At 71.2% G+C, this 15,700-nt stretch carries 12 protein-coding genes; 1 reads left to right on the top strand and 11 read right to left on the bottom strand.

Features of this window, described 5'->3' with window-relative positions:
* Window positions 1-314 precede the first annotated feature (314 nt).
* From ACIOJE_RS31240 to ACIOJE_RS31200, 9 genes are all read right to left on the bottom strand, one after another.
* Complete coding sequence (locus ACIOJE_RS31240; RefSeq protein WP_280685358.1) at window positions 315-1,838, bottom strand: CoA-acylating methylmalonate-semialdehyde dehydrogenase; 1,524 nt, start codon at window positions 1,836-1,838, stop codon at window positions 315-317.
* A 272-nt stretch (window positions 1,839-2,110) separates the two neighbouring features.
* Window positions 2,111-2,905, bottom strand: coding sequence for a hypothetical protein (locus tag ACIOJE_RS31235; RefSeq protein WP_400780786.1), 795 nt, complete (start codon window positions 2,903-2,905; stop codon window positions 2,111-2,113).
* 124 nt (window positions 2,906-3,029) lie between these two features.
* Window positions 3,030-3,461, bottom strand: a complete 432-nt coding sequence (locus ACIOJE_RS31230; protein ID WP_280685356.1) for a bifunctional DNA primase/polymerase — start codon at window positions 3,459-3,461, stop codon at window positions 3,030-3,032.
* Between the two features lie 201 nt (window positions 3,462-3,662).
* On the bottom strand, window positions 3,663-5,057 hold the full coding sequence (locus tag ACIOJE_RS31225) for an FAD-dependent oxidoreductase (protein ID WP_280685355.1): 1,395 nt from the start codon (window positions 5,055-5,057) through the stop codon (window positions 3,663-3,665).
* A gap of 79 nt (window positions 5,058-5,136) precedes the next feature.
* Window positions 5,137-5,940, bottom strand: a complete 804-nt coding sequence (locus ACIOJE_RS31220) for an ABC transporter permease (protein WP_280685354.1) — start codon at window positions 5,938-5,940, stop codon at window positions 5,137-5,139.
* A complete protein-coding gene (locus ACIOJE_RS31215) occupies window positions 5,940-6,869 on the bottom strand; it encodes an ABC transporter permease (protein ID WP_280685353.1) in 930 nt (309 codons plus the stop codon). Before ACIOJE_RS31215 ends, ACIOJE_RS31220 begins: the two co-directional genes overlap by 1 nt.
* A complete protein-coding gene (locus ACIOJE_RS31210; RefSeq protein ID WP_400780782.1) occupies window positions 6,866-8,008 on the bottom strand; it encodes an ABC transporter ATP-binding protein in 1,143 nt (380 codons plus the stop codon). Before ACIOJE_RS31210 ends, ACIOJE_RS31215 begins: the two co-directional genes overlap by 4 nt.
* Window positions 8,009-8,044: 36 nt before the next feature.
* The gene (locus ACIOJE_RS31205) at window positions 8,045-9,295 is read right to left on the bottom strand and encodes a spermidine/putrescine ABC transporter substrate-binding protein (protein WP_280685351.1); all 1,251 of its coding nucleotides are present in this window, start codon (window positions 9,293-9,295) and stop codon (window positions 8,045-8,047) included.
* A gap of 65 nt (window positions 9,296-9,360) precedes the next feature.
* On the bottom strand, window positions 9,361-10,872 hold the full coding sequence (locus tag ACIOJE_RS31200) for a gamma-aminobutyraldehyde dehydrogenase (protein WP_400780778.1): 1,512 nt from the start codon (window positions 10,870-10,872) through the stop codon (window positions 9,361-9,363).
* Window positions 10,873-11,234: 362 nt separating this feature from the next.
* Here ACIOJE_RS31200 and ACIOJE_RS31195 point away from each other — a divergent pair, with 362 nt between their 5' ends.
* Window positions 11,235-12,887, top strand: coding sequence for a PucR family transcriptional regulator (locus tag ACIOJE_RS31195; protein WP_280685349.1), 1,653 nt, complete (start codon window positions 11,235-11,237; stop codon window positions 12,885-12,887).
* 3 nt (window positions 12,888-12,890) lie between these two features.
* Here ACIOJE_RS31195 and ACIOJE_RS31190 read toward each other — a convergent pair whose 3' ends face one another.
* Both ACIOJE_RS31190 and ACIOJE_RS31185 read right to left on the bottom strand, forming a co-directional pair.
* Complete coding sequence (locus tag ACIOJE_RS31190) at window positions 12,891-14,090, bottom strand: spermidine/putrescine ABC transporter substrate-binding protein (protein ID WP_280685348.1); 1,200 nt, start codon at window positions 14,088-14,090, stop codon at window positions 12,891-12,893.
* Between the two features lie 68 nt (window positions 14,091-14,158).
* Window positions 14,159-15,517 carry an aspartate aminotransferase family protein gene (locus ACIOJE_RS31185; RefSeq protein WP_280685347.1) on the bottom strand — a complete coding sequence of 453 codons (1,359 nt, stop codon included), beginning with the start codon at window positions 15,515-15,517 and terminating at the stop codon, window positions 14,159-14,161.
* Window positions 15,518-15,700: the final 183 nt, after the last annotated feature.

Raw genomic sequence — 15,700 nt, 5'->3', positions numbered from 1 at the left:
ACGCCCCGTCCGACGTTTCAAACTCTAGCCGATCCCCGCTCCGAAAAGCGAATCCGACCGCAACCCAATAAAACGAGCACGCCGAATAAGAACCGGGACGCGACAAGACGCGACCCAGCCCGAACCGGGAAGTGGTGTTTCGAAGGATTGGCTACCTCGGGACCGTCCGCGCAATCGCGTGTCCGGTGCTCCCTGCCAGGCAGCTCGAAGAACTCTACGCGCTATCGCGAGCGGATGCAAACGGCGGGCAAAGCGCAAAGGGCCGGCCGGACCCCGGGGAGAGGGGTCCGGCCGGCCTGGCCGCGGAGCGGGGCTCAGCTGTTGGTGGGGAAGCCGAGGTTGATGCCGCCGTGCGACGGGTCCAGCCAGCGCTGGGTCACGGCCTTGCCGCGGGTGAAGAACTGCACGCCGTCCGGACCGTACGCGTGGGCGTCGCCGAACAGGGAGGACTTCCAGCCGCCGAAGGAGTAGTAGGCGACCGGGACCGGGATCGGCACGTTGATGCCAACCATGCCGACCTCCACCTCGAACTGGAAGCGCCGGGCCGCACCGCCGTCGTTGGTGAAGAGGGCAGTGCCGTTGCCGTACGGGTTCGCGTTGATCAGCGCCAGGCCCTCGTCGTAGGAGGCGACGCGCACCACGGAGAGGATCGGGCCGAAGATCTCGTCGTTGTACACGGACATGCCGGGCTTCACGTGGTCGAACAGGGTGGGGCCGAGCCAGAAGCCGTCCGAGGTCGGGGCGCCGTTCTTGTCTTCGGCGGTGACCGGGTGCTTGCGACCGTCCACCGCGAGCTCGGCGCCGTCGGCGACACCGGACTCGACGTAGGAGGTGACCTTGTCGCGGTGCTGGCCGGTGACCAGCGGGCCCATCTCGGAGTCGCCGTTGCAGCCGGGGCCGACCTTCAGGGTGGCGATGCGCTGCTTGATCTTGTCGACCAGCTCGTCGCCGATCGGGTCGACGGCGACCAGGACGGACACGGCCATGCAGCGCTCACCGGCCGCACCGAAGCCGGCGTTGACGGCGGCGTCGGCGGCGAGGTCGAGGTCGGCGTCGGGCAGCACCAGCATGTGGTTCTTGGCGCCGCCCAGGGCCTGCACGCGCTTGCCGTAGCGGGTGCCGGTCTCGTAGACGTAGCGGGCGATCGGGGTGGAGCCGACGAAGCTGACGGACTTGATGTCCGGGTGCTCCAGCAGGCGGTCCACCGCCGCCTTGTCGCCGTGCACGACGTTGAAGACGCCGTCCGGCAGGCCGGCCTCCTTCCACAGCTCGGCGAGGAAGTTGGCGGCGGACGGGTCCTTCTCCGAGGGCTTCAGGACGACCGTGTTGCCGGCCGCGATGGCGATCGGGAAGAACCACATCGGCACCATGGCCGGGAAGTTGAACGGCGAGATGATCGCGACCGGGCCGAGCGGCTGGCGGATCGAGTAGACGTCGATGCCGGTGGACGCCTGCTCGGTGAAGCCGCCCTTGACGAGCTGCGGGATGCCGCAGGCGTACTCGACGACCTCCAGACCGCGGGCGATCTCGCCGAGCGCGTCGGAGTGGACCTTGCCGTGCTCGGACACGATGATCGCGGCCAGCTCGTCGCGGCGGGCGTTCAGCAGCTCGCGGAAGGCGAAGAGCACCGTGGTGCGCTTGGCGACCGAGGCGGTGCGCCACTCGGCGAAGGCCGAGGCGGCGGCGGCCACGGCCTGGTCGACCTCGGCGATCTCGGCGAAGTCGACGTGGCCGGCGACCTGGCCGGTGGCCGGGTCGAAGATGTCACCGCGGCGGGGCGCCGCGCCGGCGGTGGCGACCGGCTTGCCGCCGATCCAGTGAATGGTGTGCTTGCTCAAGGTCCGTCTGCCTCCGAAGTCCCGGGCGGCATGCTGCCGCCGGTCCTGTCTGGCGCCGCCCGCTTGTGGGCCGGGCGACGGGATTCACGGGGCTACCGCGCTCGTCTCCCAGTCTGGTGGCCACCGTGCCCGGCCTCAATGAACAGGCTGACGGTGATCCCGGATTCAGCCTTACAGGTCGTCCGGTTGCTCGGCCGAAGAGGTGAATGCCGAACGCGTGAATTCCGAACGCGTGAATGCCGAAAGCGTGAATCCGGATCGCCCGCCGGGGCTCAGGACGTCTCGCCCTCCGGGTACGGGTCCCGCGACTCCTCGTCCTCCAGGTACGGGTCGTGCAGACCGTCGGCGGCCTCCTGCGTCTCCAGCAGGTCCAGCCGCAGGTCCTGTGCCCAGACGAGCGCCCACCGCTTCAGCCCGTCCACCGCCTCCGCCGCGACGCCCCGGGCGCGGAACCGGCCGTCCGCCGCCTCGGCCAGCGTCTCCAGTCGGTCGGCGAGCGCCGCGGGCTGGAAGTCGGCATCCAACTCGGTTGCCAGTGCGAGGAGTTCACCCTCCCGGTAGCAGTCGGTGAGGGCGTGCACGTCGATCAGGTCGCGCGGCATGCCCCGGTCCACCAGCAGCGCGGTGGTCAGCGCGGCGGCGTCCTCCAGGGCGACGACAGGCAGGACCACCGGCGGCTCACCGAACGGGGGCGCGCCGAGGTCGAACCGGACCGGCCGGTGGGCCAGCGGTTCCTTCCGCAGCTCCACCGAGTGCGACCGCCCGCCGAGCGCGAGCCGGACGGTGAGCTGTTCCAGGCGCGGCGCGCCCGGGCGCTCGGCGACCCCGCCGCCGGCCGCACGGTAGGCCCCGGCCAGCGCGGCGGCCACCTCCGGCAGGTCGGCACCGCCGGTCACCAGGGTGAGTCCGTCCTGCGGGCAGGCCGCGACACCGTGGGCGCGCAACGCGTGCCCGCCGGCCACGGCGAGCCCGTACCGGCCGCAGACGGGGGCGGCCAGTGCGGCGAGGCGCTGCTGGGCCGGGCCCGGTCGAAGGGGCGCGTCGACGGCGTCCGGGGCGGTGGTCACGCCTCCAGTCTGACCCGACCACCCGTCCCGCGCGCCACCGGCAGCCCAGCGCCACCGACGCCCGACGGCCACCGCGCACCCCGGACCACCGACGGCCCAGACCACCGACGGCCCGGGTCCGGTCTCACCAGCCGCTGAGCCCGGCCGCGGCCTCGTGCAGGGCGAGCTCCAGCAGCACCGGGTCGTTGAGCCGTCCGGACCCGTCGGGTGGGACCAGCCAGCGCACCCCGCGGCTGCTTCGCTCGGGGTGCGGGACCACGATCCAGGTGCCCTCCCCGGCAGCGCGCACGCCCGTGCCGATCCAGCGGGCGGCGGTGCCCACGGGCACCAGGAAGGTGACGTGCTCGTCCCCGAAGTCGGTGAGGACGGGACCGCGGGAGCCGTTGTCCAGAACCTCCAGGGCCGGGCGCCCGAGCCGTCCGGGGACGGAGAGGACGTCCCAGCGGCGGCCTGCCGGTAGCAGCATCAGGCCCAGCCCGGTGCGCTCCCACTGTTCCCGGAAGGCCTCCGGGTCCGGTGCCACCTGGGCGAGCCAGTGCAGTCCGGTGATCTCCATGTCTGTCCCCGCTTCTTGCCGCTCGTACTGGTCGGATCGTCCCGGTCAGGACGCGGCGGGGAAACCGAGACCCGCCGTCACCAAGAAAGAGGTGGACGGCGGGTCTCTCTTACACGGGATGCGCGGGATGCGCTCGCACGGGCTCACCCGGGATGCCCGGGGCACCCGGACGGCCCGGGAACCGGGCGGATCGCTGCCCGGTCAGCTGTCGAAGCCGAGCCCCAGCCGGTCGAGCGTGCGCAGCCAGAGGTTGCGGTGGCCGCCGTTGCGGTCCGCGCGCTCCAGCGACCGGGTGGTGATCTCGATCCCGGCCCAGCGCACCGGCTCGGGCGGGAACGGCAGCGGCTTGCTGCGCACCATGTCCAGCGAGGTGCGCTCGGTGCGCTCGCCGGAGAGCAGGTCGAGCATCACCTCGGCGCCGAAGCGCGTCGCGCCGACGCCGAGCCCGGTGTACCCGGCCGCGTACGCGACCTTGCCCCGGTAGGCGGTGTCGAAGAACGCCGAGAACCGGCTGCAGGTGTCGATGGCACCGCCCCAGGCGTGGGTGAAGCGCAGGCCCTCCAGCTGCGGGAAGCAGCGGAAGAAGTGGTTCGCCAGGGTGCGGAAGGTCTCCGGCCGCTGGTCGTACTCGTGCCGGACGTGGCCGCCGTAGTGGTAGACCGCGTCGTAACCTCCCCAGAGGATCCGGTTGTCGGCGGAGAGCCGGAAGTAGTGGAACTTGTTGGCGCTGTCGCCGAGCCCCTGCCGGCCGCGCCAGCCGATCGCGGCGAGCTGCTCGTCGCTGAGCGGCTCGGTCATCAGCGCGTAGTCGTACACCGGCGCGATGTACGGGCGGACCCGCTTGACCAGCGACGGGAACACGTTGGTGCCGAGCGCGACGCGGCGGGCGAAGACCCGCCCGTACGGGGTGCGGACGGCCATGCCGCTGCCGTACTCCCGCAGGTCGGTGGCCCGGGTGTGTTCGAAGATCCGGACGCCCTGGCCCAGGCAGGCGTCCCGGAGGCCCCAGGCGAGCTTGGCGGGGTGGACCATCGCCACGCCCTCCTTGTCCCAGAGGCCGCCGAGGAAGGTCGGCGAGTTCACCTCGGCGCGCAGCGCGTCGGCGTCCAGGACGGTGATGTCGAAGCCGTACCGGGCGACGGCCTCGGCGATCTCGTGGAGTTCCTCCACCTGGTGCGGCTGGGTGGCGACGTCGATCTCCCCGGTGCGCTCCCACTCGGCGTCGATGCCGTACCGCTTGAGGGTGGCCTCGATGCCGTCCAGGTTGGCGGCACCGAGGCGTTCCAGCTGGGCGAGTTCGGCGGGCCAGCGCTGCAGGCCGTTGCCGAAGCCGTGGGTGAGGCTGGCCGCGCAGAATCCGCCGTTGCGCCCGGACGCGGCCCACCCGACCTCGTTGCCCTCGACCAGCACGACGTCCAGTGAGGGGTCGCGTTCCTTGGCGATGAGGGCGGTCCAGAGGCCGGAGTAGCCGCCGCCGACGACCAGCAGGTCGCAGGTGGTGTCGCCGACCAGGGCGGGCAGGGCCGCCGGCCGACCGGGATCCTCCAGCCAGAAGGGGGTGGGCCTGGCGTCACTGAGTGCGCGGGCGGAGTCCATGCATTATCAGCCACTTTCTGTACTTAGGCGATGGTTTGTTCGGCCACCATGACCCAACGGTACGGCGCGCGACCGTACGTCAGGCGGTGGCCTTCCGGCGGTTGCCCAGCCACTGTCCGGCGACGGTCAGCGCGACGGCGGCGATGAACATCGCGGTGCCGATGACGTTCACCTGCACCGGGATGCCGCGCTGCGAGGCGCCCCAGACGAACATCGGGAAGGTGACCGTGGTCGGGCCCGAGTTGAACTGGGTGATGATGAAGTCGTCGAAGGAGAGCGCGAAGCTGAGCAGCGCGCCGGCGGCGATGCCGGGGGCGGCCAGCGGCAGGGTGACCCGCAGGAAGGTCTGGACGGGGGTCGCGTAGAGGTCCTGGGCGGCCTGTTCGAGCCTCGGGTCCATGCTCATCACGCGCGCCTTGACCGCCGTCACCACGAAGCTGAGGCAGAACATGATGTGCGCGATGAGGATGGTGGTGAAGCCGAACGGGATGCGCATGTTGAGGAACAGCGTGCCCAGCGAGGCGGCCATGACCACTTCGGGCATGGCCATCGGCAGGAAGATCATCGCGGTGGTGGCCGAGCGGCCGCGGAAGCGGTAACGGGCCAGGGCGAAGGCGACCATGGTGCCGAGCACGGTGGCGCCGATGGTGGCGAGCACCGCGATCTGCAGGCTGAGCGAGAGCGACTGGCACATGTCGGCCACGCCGCAGGGATTGGTCCAGGCGTCGGTGGAGAACTCGTTCCACTCGTAGTTGAACTTGCCGACCGGCTTGTTGAACGAGAAGGCGAGCACGACCAGGTTGGGCAGCACCAGGTAGGCGAGGGCCAGCAGGCCGGCCAGCACCACCAGGTGGGTGCGTATCCACTTGATAATCCGGGACATCAGACCAGTTCCTCCGTCCCGGCCTTGCGCATGTAGACCGTCACCATGCCCAGGATCAGGGCCATCAGGATGAAGCTCAGCGCAGCCGCCGTGGGGTAGTCGAGCACGTTCAGGAACTGCTTCTGGATGCCGTTGCCGACCATCTGCTCGCTCGGCGAGCCCAGCAGCTGGGCGTTGATGTAGTCGCCGGAGGCCGGGATGAAGGTGAGCAGGGTGCCGGCGACCACACCGGGCAGCGAGATCGGGAAGGTGACCTTGCGGAAGGTGGTGAACGGCCGGGCGTACAGGTCGCCGGCGGCCTCGTGCAGACGCGGGTCGATCCGCTCCAGCGAGGTGTACAGCGGCAGGATCATGAACGGCAGGAAGTTGTAGGTCAGACCGCAGACCACGGCGAGCGGCGTGGCGAGCACCCGGTCACCGGAGGTGAGGCCGAGCGCGTTGGTGACGTCCAGGACGTGCAGGGTGTTGAGCACGCCGACCACCGGCCCGCCGTCGGACAGGATGGTCTTCCAGGCCAGCGTGCGGATCAGGAAGCTGGTGAAGAACGGCGCGATGACCAGGATCAGGATGACGTTGCGCCAGCGCTTGCTCGCCTTGAAGGCGATCGTGTACGCGAGCGGGTAGCCGACGGCCAGGCAGAGCACGGTGGCGATGCCCGCGTAGGAGAACGAGCGGACGAAGTGCCACTTGTACTCGACCAGGGCGTCCCAGTAGGTCGAGAGGTGCCAGGTGACCTTGAAGCCCGCTTCGAGCGAGCCGGTCTGCAGCGAGGTGGACGCCTGGTAGACCATCGGGACGGCGAAGAAGACGACGAGCCAGGCGATGCCGGGCAGCAGCAGCCAGTACGGGGTGAGCTTGCGCTTCACCTTGGACGCCGGCTCCGGCAGGGGGATGACCTGCGGCGGCGCGGCCGGGGTGGTGGTGGTCATGCGGCCTCCTCCGCGGTGCCCGCGTCGATCGCCTGCGCGGCGTCCAGGGCGAAGGAGTGCGCCGGGTTCCAGTGCAGCAGCACGGCGGCGCCGGGGACGATCCGGGCGTCGCGCTCCATGTTCTGCTCGAAGACGGTGACCTCCTGGCCGCCGTCGGTGCGCACGACGTACTGGGTCGAGACGCCGATGAAGCTGGAGTCGAGGACGGTGCCGGCCAACCGGTTGCGGCCGTCGGCGACCTCGGCGGAGGCGTGCGCGATGGTGATCTTCTCCGGGCGCACGCCGAGGTGGACCTGCTTGGCGTCGGTGGCGCAGCGCGCCTTCGGCACGGCGAGGCGGGCGCCGGCCGCGGTGAGCAGCAGGTCGCCGCCGTCGGTGCCGGTGACCTCGGCGGGCAGCAGGTTGGACTGGCCGAGGAAGTTGGCCACGAAGGTGGTGCCGGGGTTCTCGTACAGGTCCGCGGGCGCGCCCAGTTGCTCGACCCGGCCGCCGTTCATCACCGCGATGGTGTCGGCCATGGTCATGGCCTCCTCCTGGTCGTGGGTGACGTGCACGAAGGTGATGCCGACCTCGGTCTGGATCCGCTTGAGCTCCAGCTGCATCTGGCGGCGCAGCTTGAGGTCGAGCGCGCCGAGCGGCTCGTCGAGGAGCAGCACCTGCGGGTGGTTGATCAGGGCGCGGGCGACGGCGACGCGCTGCTGCTGGCCGCCGGAGAGCTGGTGCGGCTTGCGCCGGGCGTACTGGCCGAGTTCGACCAGTTCCAGCATCTCGTCGACCTGCTTCTTGACGTCCTTCTTCCCGCGGCGGCGCAGGCCGAAGGCGACGTTCTCGAAGATGTCGAGGTGCGGGAAGAGCGCGTAGCTCTGGAAGACGGTGTTCACCGGCCGCTTGTACGGGGGCAGGGCGGTGACGTCCTGGCCGCCGATCAGGACGGTGCCGCTGGTGGGCTCCTCCAGGCCGGCGATCATGCGCAGGGTGGTGGTCTTGCCGCAGCCGGAGGCGCCGAGAAGGGCGAAGAAGGAACCCTGGGGGACGGTGAGGTCGAGCGGGTGGACGGCGGTGAAGGCGCCGTAGGTCTTGCCGATGCCGGTGAGCCGGACGTCGCCGCCGGCGGCCGCGTCGCGCTGCTGGTCTGTCATGGGGTGTCTTCCTGGTCTTCTCTGCCGGAGTGGGGGTCAGGCGCCGATGAGCTTGGAGAACTTCTGCTCGAAGTCGCTCTCCTCGGTCTCGGTGAGGGTGCGGAACACGTGCGCCTTGGCCGCCATCTCGGGGGTGGGTACGACCAGCGGGTTGGCCGCGCTGTCCGGGGCGAGGGTGGCGAGTTCCTCCTTCATCCCGGTGACGGCGGAGACGAAGCCGATGCCCGCGACCAGCTGCGCCGCGATCTTCGGCTGATAGTAGAAGTCGATCAGCTTCTCCGCGTTCGCCTTGTGCTGGGCCCGGGCCGGGATCAGCATGTTGTCCGTCGAGGAGACGTAGCCCTTCTCCGGGATGACGAACTCGATGTCCGGGTTGTCGGCGCGCAGTTGGATCAGGTCTCCACCCCAGGCGACGCAGGCCGCGATGTCGCCGGAGGACAGCTCCTGGCCGTAGTCGTTGCCGGTGAAGCGGCGGATCTGCTTGCTGTCGACGCCCTTCTGCAGCCGGGCGACGGCGGCGTCGTAGTCGTCGGCGGTGAACTTCGCCGGGTCCTTGCCCAGGTCCAGCAGGGTGATCCCGATGCTGTCGCGCATCTCGGAGAGGAAGGTGACCCGGCCCTTGAGGTCGGGGTCGTCCAGCAGTTGGGAGACGCTGGTGACCTCCTTCCCCTTGGTCGCCTTCTTGTTGTAGGCGATGACGACCTGGATGCCGGCCCAGGGGTAGGAGTAGAGCCGGCCCGGATCCCAGTCGGGGGCGCGGAAGCGCGAGTCGACGTTGGTGATCGCGGTGGTGACGTTCGCCGGGTTGAGTTTCTGCGCCCAGCCGAGCCGGATCAGCCGGGCGGCCATCCAGTCGGTGAGCACCATCAGGTCGCGGCCGGTGTCCTGGCCGGACGCCAGCTGCGGCTTGATCTTGCCGAAGAACTCGACGTTGTCGTTGACGTCCTCGTTGTACCGGACCTTGATGCCGGTGGCCGTGGTGAAGGCGTCCAGGGTGCCGTGCTTCTGCTTGTCCTTCTCGTCGGTGTCCACGTACAGCGGCCAGTTGGAGAAGTTGACCTCCTTCTCGGTCTCCGAGAGGTCCTTGGCGGCGTTGGCGGTCGAGTCGCCGCCTGCGGTCTTGGCCGCCGGGATGCCGCAGGCGGCCAGGGTGCCCGCACCGGCGGTCAGCGCGGCGGCCCGCAGCAGGGTGCGGCGGCCGATCGCGGCCCGGCCGCTGGTCAGACTGCGTTCCCAGGCCTTGCGGACCGGTTCGGGCAGACCGTCGGTGAACTCGTTGAACGCCATGGAACGGGCCTCCTGGGGGTAAGAGGTCGAAGCGGGGCACCCGGGGGCGGCGCCCCTGGCCGGTGTTATCTGTCTCCGAAGACGGTGCGGTGCCAGTCCTTGCGGGCGACCGCGGTGGTGTCGAACATGACGTGCTTGACCTGCGTGTACTCGTCCAGCGAGTACTGGGACATGTCCTTGCCGTAGCCGGACGCCTTGTAGCCGCCGTGCGGCATCTCGCTGATGATCGGGATGTGGTCGTTGACCCAGACGCACCCGGCCGCGATCTCCCGGGTGGCGCGCAGCGAGCGGTGCACGTTGCCCGTCCAGGCGGAGGCGGCCAGGCCGTAGGGGGTGTCGTTGGCCAGTCGCAGGCCCTCGTCGTCGGTGTCGAAGGGCAGCACCACCAGCACCGGGCCGAAGATCTCGCCCTGGACCACCTCGCTGTCCTGGGCGGCGCCGGTGATCAGGGTGGGCAGGTAGTACGCGCCGCGGGTGAGGTCGGTGCCGTCGTGGCCCTTCTCCGGCGCGCGGCCGCCGGTGACGACGGTGGCGTACGAGCGGGCGCGCTCGACGAAGCCGGCCACCCGGTCCCGGTGGGTGTACGAGACCAGCGGGCCGAGGTCGGTGTGCGGGTCGAGCGGGTCGCCGACCCTGATCGCGGCGTACAGCTCGGCCACGCCGGCCACGAACGCGTCGTACAGCGGGCGCTGGACGTAGGCGCGGGTGGCGGCGGTGCAGTCCTGGCCGCCGTTGATCAGCGAGGCGGCGACCGCGCCGTGCACGGCGGCGTCGAGGTCGGCGTCGTCGAAGACCACGAACGGGGCCTTGCCGCCGAGCTCCAGGTGGGTGCGCTTGACGCTCGCGGTGGCGAGTTCGGCGACCCTCCGGCCGACCGGGGTGGAGCCGGTGAAGGAGACCATCGCGACGTCCGGGTGCGAGACCAGGCGCTCACCGGTGGTGCGTCCGGCGCCGGTCACGACGTTGACCACGCCGTCCGGAATGCCCGCCGCCGTGCAGGCCGCCGCGAACATCAGCGAGGTGAGCGGGGTGAGCTCGGACGGCTTGAGCACGATGGTGTTGCCCGCCGCGATCGCCGGCAGGATCTTCCAGGCGGCCATCTGCAGCGGGTAGTTCCACGGCGAGATCGAGCCGACCACGCCGATCGCCTCGCGCCGCACGTAGGAGGTGTGGTCGCCGGAGTACTCGCCGGCCGCCTTGCCCTCCAGGTTGCGGGCGGCGCCCGCGAAGAACGCGGCGTTGTCGATGGTGCCGGGGACGTCGAACTCGGTGGCCAGCTTGACCGGCTTGCCGGTCTGCGCGGTCTCCACCCGGGCGAGGTCGGCGCCCGCGTCGGTCAGGACGGCGGCCAGCCTGGTCAGCGCCTCGGACCGGGCGCCGGGGGTGGCGCCGGACCAGCCGGGCAGGGCGGCCTTCGCGGCGGCGACGGCCGCGTCGACGTCCTCGGTGGTGGCCAGGGCGACCTGCTCGACCACGCTGCCGTTCGCGGGGTTGACGATCTGGAAAGGCTCGCCGCTCCCCCGGGTCCGGCGGCCCGCGATGTACTGCGCGCCCGCGCCGAAGTCGGTCAGGTCCATCTGGTTCCTCCAAGTGCCGGTGGATCGACTGCCCACGACGGATTCAACGGTTCCCGCGGTGGGGGAATCCGACCGGCTGATCACCGGGGTTGCGCGATCCTGGCAGTCCGGCGGATTCCGGACAAGGGATTCCGCTGTTGCATTCCGGTCAACGCGACGGATTCCGGCGTGAGGTCTGTTTTTCGCCACAGCCGACCCGCTGACCATGCCCGTTGCCGCCCCGGCGTGACAAGGGTCACTGCGACAACCTCGGCGTAAAGGGCCTTACAAGGTGCAAGGGTTCACCGAGGGCGACAGGTCGTCGCCGGGATGGATGATTTACCTGACACTCTGGTCCCCCCGAGACCCCGGAGGCCCCCGCGATGCTCCCCACCGTCGCCCGCGTGCTCGACCTGGAGGTGATGCGGCGCGGCCTGCCCCAGGTCGTCGCCGGCGCCGACCACCTGGAGCGGCCGGTCCGCTGGGTCCACGTGAGCGAGCTGCCCGACGTCGCCGGGGTGCTCCAGGGCGGCGAACTGGTGCTCACCACCGGCATCGCGCTGCCCGACGACCGCGAAGGCCTGGCCCGCTACGTCCGCGAGCTGGACGAGGTGGGGGTCGCCGGCCTGGTCGTCGAGTACGGCCGGCGCTACTTCGACTCGCTGCCCCGCGCCCTGGTGCACGCCGCCGAGCAGCGCGGCCTGCCGCTGATCACGCTCCGCCGCGAGCTGCGCTTCGTCGCCGTCACCGAGGCCGTGCACGCGCTCGTGGTCAACGCCCAGCTGGAGCAGCTGCGCATCTCCGAGTCCGTCCACCAGGTGTTCAACGAGCTGGTGGTGGAGGGCGCCGAGCCGCCCGAGGTGATCCGCCAGGTGGCCCGGATGGCGGGCGCGCCGGTCGTCCTGGAGAACCTGGCCCACCAGGTGCTCGCCCACGACACCGCCGGACGCCCGGAGGCCGAGCTGCTGGAGGACTGGGAGCGCCGCTCGCGCGGGGTCCGCCCGCCCGGCCGCACCGGCCACGACCCGCGCAGCGGCTGGCTGGTGACGACGGTCGGCGCCCGCGGCCAGGACTGGGGCCGGCTGGTCCTGGTGCAGGAGCCGGGCGCGCTGCCCGGCGGCGAGGCGCACCCGCACACCATGCTGCTGGAGCGCGGCGCCTCCGCGCTGGCGCTCAACCGGCTGGTGGTGCGCGACCGGGAGAGCCTGGAGCGGCAGACCCACCGCACCCTGCTGTCCGGTGTCCTCACCCACGCGCTGACCGTCTCCGAGGTCGCCCTGCGCGCCCAGGCGCTCGGCGTCCCGCTGGAGGGCCGCCGACTGGTCGGGGTGGTGCTGCGGCAGCGGCGCGGCCCGATCCCGGCCGCCCTGGAGGCGCAGGCCCGGCTGCGCGACTTCACCGAGCTGGCCGCCGGAGCCGTGCGGGCCTGCCGGCTCTCCGCCCTGGTCGGCGCGCTGGACGACGAGGGCGTCGGCGTGCTGATCGCGCTCGGCGCCCAGCAGGACGAGCACGCCGCGCTGGACGCCTTCTCGGCCACGCTGCGCCGGATGTCGGCCGAGGCCGGGCGGGAGAACGCCCCGGTACCGGCGCCGGTGGTCGCGGTCGGCTCCTCGGTCGGCTCGGTCCGGGACGCCCGGCGCACCCTGCTGGAGGCCACCCAGGTCGCCGACGCGGCCCTGCACGACGCACCGGGCGGGCGGGCCGCCTCGTACTACCGGCTGCCGGACGTCCGACTGCGCGGCCTGCTCCACCTGCTGCGCGACGACGCCCGGCTGCAGACCTACGTGGAGCGGGAGTTGGGCCCGCTGCTGGCTCACGACGCCGAGCACAACGGCCAGTTGGTGCAGATGCTGCGGATCTACCTGGAGCAGGGCCGGAACAAGTCGGCGGCGGCCGACGCCGCACACCTGTCCCGGCCGTCCTTCTACGACCGCCTGCACAAGGTCGAGCGGATCCTCGGCGTCGACCTCGACCAGGTGGAGTCCTGCCTGTCCCTGCACGTGGCGCTGCTCGCCCTGGACGCCGTCCGCCGCTGACCGTCAGACCCCGGTGATGCGCCCCCAGACCTTGTGCAGCGCGGGCCGCTCGTCCGAGGTGACGTCGCGCATGGTGTGCAGCCGGGCGCGCATCTCGTCGGTCGGGAAGAGCAGCGGGTTCTCGGCCAGTTCGGCCTTGTCCTTGTCGCCGCTGGCCGCCAGCACCTCGCGGGCGGCCGGCACCGGGCAGATGTACTGGACGAACGCGGCGAGTTCGGCGGCCACCTCGGGCTGGTAGTAGTGGTCGATCAGCAGCTCGGCGTTGCGCTTGTGCCGGGCCCGGTTGGGGATCAGCAGGCTCTCCGCCCACAGTTCGCCGCCCTCCTCCGGCACCACGAACTCGATGTCCGGGTTCTGGGCGGTCAGTTGGACGGCGTCGCCGGAGTAGGCCTGGCAGGCGACGGCCGCTCCGGAGGCGAGGTCGCTGGTGTAGTCGTTGCCGGTGAAGCGGCGGATGTGGCCGGTGTCGACCATCTTCTGCACGATGTCCATCGCCCGGTGCGCGTCGTCGTCGCCGAACCGGGAGACGTTCGCGCCCTGGGAGAGCATCAGCAGCCCGAGCGCCTCGTCCAGCCCGGCGAACAGGGTGACCCGGCCCTTGAGGTCGGGCGCCCACAGGTCCGCGGTGGACTTGAGCTCCCGGCCGAGCGCCTTGCGGTTGTACGCGATGCCGGTGATCCCGGACTGCCAGGGCACGCTGCGCCGGCGCCCGGGATCGAAGGCCGGATCGGCGAGCTGCGGGTCCAGGTTGGCGGTGACGTTGGGCAGGTTGTCCCGGTCCATGGCCTGCACCCAGCCGAGCGAGACGTACCGGCCGGCCATCCAGTCGCTGATCACCATGAGGTCCCGGCCGGGGTCGGCGCCCTGGGTGAGCACCGGGCTGATCTTGCCGAAGAACTCGTCGTTGTCGTTGATGTCCTCGGTGTAGGTGACCTCGATGCCGGTCCGCTCGGTGAAGGCGTCCAGGGTCGGCCGGTGCCCCTCGTCATCGGTGTCGATGTACTGCGTCCAGTTGGAGAAGGCGAGCCGCTTCTCGCGGTCCGAGCGGTCCGGGATCGAGCGGCGGTCCTCGGCGACGTAGGCGGACGGGATGCCGCAGCCGGTCAGCGTGCCGGCGCCGAGCAGCGCGGCCCCGCCGAGCACCGAACGTCGGCGTATCGAGCGGGAGTTGCGGGGGCGGGTCAGGGTGGTGGCGCTGAGCATGGGAGGCCTCCGGAGCGTGGGACGGCCCCGGGCGTGCGCGACACACCCGGGGCCGTCCGATCGGTACGTCAGACGGTGTGCGCGTCGGCGAGCGACAGCACCTCGTCCAGCACCGCGAGGCCGGACTTGGCCTCCTCCGCGGTGACGGTGCACGGCGGGACGACGTGGAAGCGGTTCATGTTGACGAACGGCCAGAGCCCGCGCTGCTTGCAGGCGGCGGCCAGCTCGGCCATCGGCGCGTTGGCGGCGCCGGCGGCGTTGTACGGGACCAGCGGCTCGCGGGTCTCGCGGTTCTTCACCAGGTCGAGCGCCCAGAACACGCCGAGGCCGCGGACCTCGCCGATCGAGGGGTGCCGCTCGGCCAGCGCGCGCAGGCCGGGGCCGAGCACGGTCTCGCCGATGTGCTTGGCGTTCTCGACGATGCCCTCCTCCGCCATGGCGTTGATGGTGGCGACGGCCGAGGCGCAGGCCAGCGGGTGGCCGGAGTAGGTGAGCCCGCCGGGGAACGCCCGCTCGGCGAAGGTGGCGGCGATCTCGGCGTTGATCGCCACGCCGCCCAGCGGGACGTAGCCCGAGTTGACGCCCTTGGCGAAGGTCAGCAGGTCCGGGGTGATGCCCCAGTGGTCGGCGGCGAACCACTCGCCGGTGCGGCCGAAGCCGGCCATCACCTCGTCGAGGATGAAGACGATGCCGTAGCGGTCGCAGATCTCCCGCACCCCGGCCAGGTAGCCGGCCGGCGGGATCAGGATGCCGGCGGTGCCGACCACGGTCTCCAGGATGATCGCCGCGACGGTGCCGGGGCCCTCGAAGGCGATCACCTGCTCCAGGTGCTCCAGCGCGCGCTCGCACTCCTGCGCCTCGTTCTCGGCGTGGAAGTTGGAGCGGTAGGCGTACGGGCCCCAGAAGTGCACCACTCCGGAGACGCCGGTCTCGTTGGCCCAGCGGCGCGGGTCGCCGGTGAGGGCGATCGCGTTGGCGGTGGCGCCGTGGTACGAGCGGTAGGTCGACATGACCTTCTGCCGGCCGGTGTGCAGCCGGGCCAGCCGGATGGCGTTCTCGACCGCCTCGGCGCCGCCGTTGGTGAAGAAGATCTTGTCGAGGTCGCCGGGGGTGCGCTCGGCGATCAGCCGGGCGGCCTCGCTGCGCGACTCGACGGCGAACCCGGGGGCGATGGTGCAGAGCTTCGCCGCCTGCTCCTGGATCGCCGCGACCACCTTCGGGTGCTGGTGACCGATGTTGGTGTTGACCAGCTGGGAGGAGAAGTCGAGGTAGCGGTTGCCGTCGTAGTCCCAGAAGTACGAGCCCTCGGCGCCGGCCACCGCGAGGGGGTCGATCAGCGCCTGGGCGGACCACGAGTGGAAGACGTGCGCGCGGTCGGCGGCCTTGACGGCCTGGCCGGCGGCTGAGTCAGCGGTGGGGATGCTCATGCCGGTAAGGCTAGGGAGTCCCGGCCCCGAAGGGCAGTTTCATCTTGTCAGTCGGTCGCGCGAACGGCCGACAGGATGCAAAGACAATGGGCCCGGGTCGAAAAGACCCGGGCCCATTGTCAGTTCACCCGATGGACGCGCGTACTCAGATCGCGGTCATCCTGCGCCCGATGGTCACGACCC

Source organism: Kitasatospora sp. NPDC087861 (genome assembly GCF_044742585.1).
Lineage (GTDB): Bacteria > Actinomycetota > Actinomycetes > Streptomycetales > Streptomycetaceae > Kitasatospora.
The sequence above is the reverse complement of the archived record's forward strand: the minus strand, read 5'-3'. Positions and strand labels throughout refer to the sequence as shown.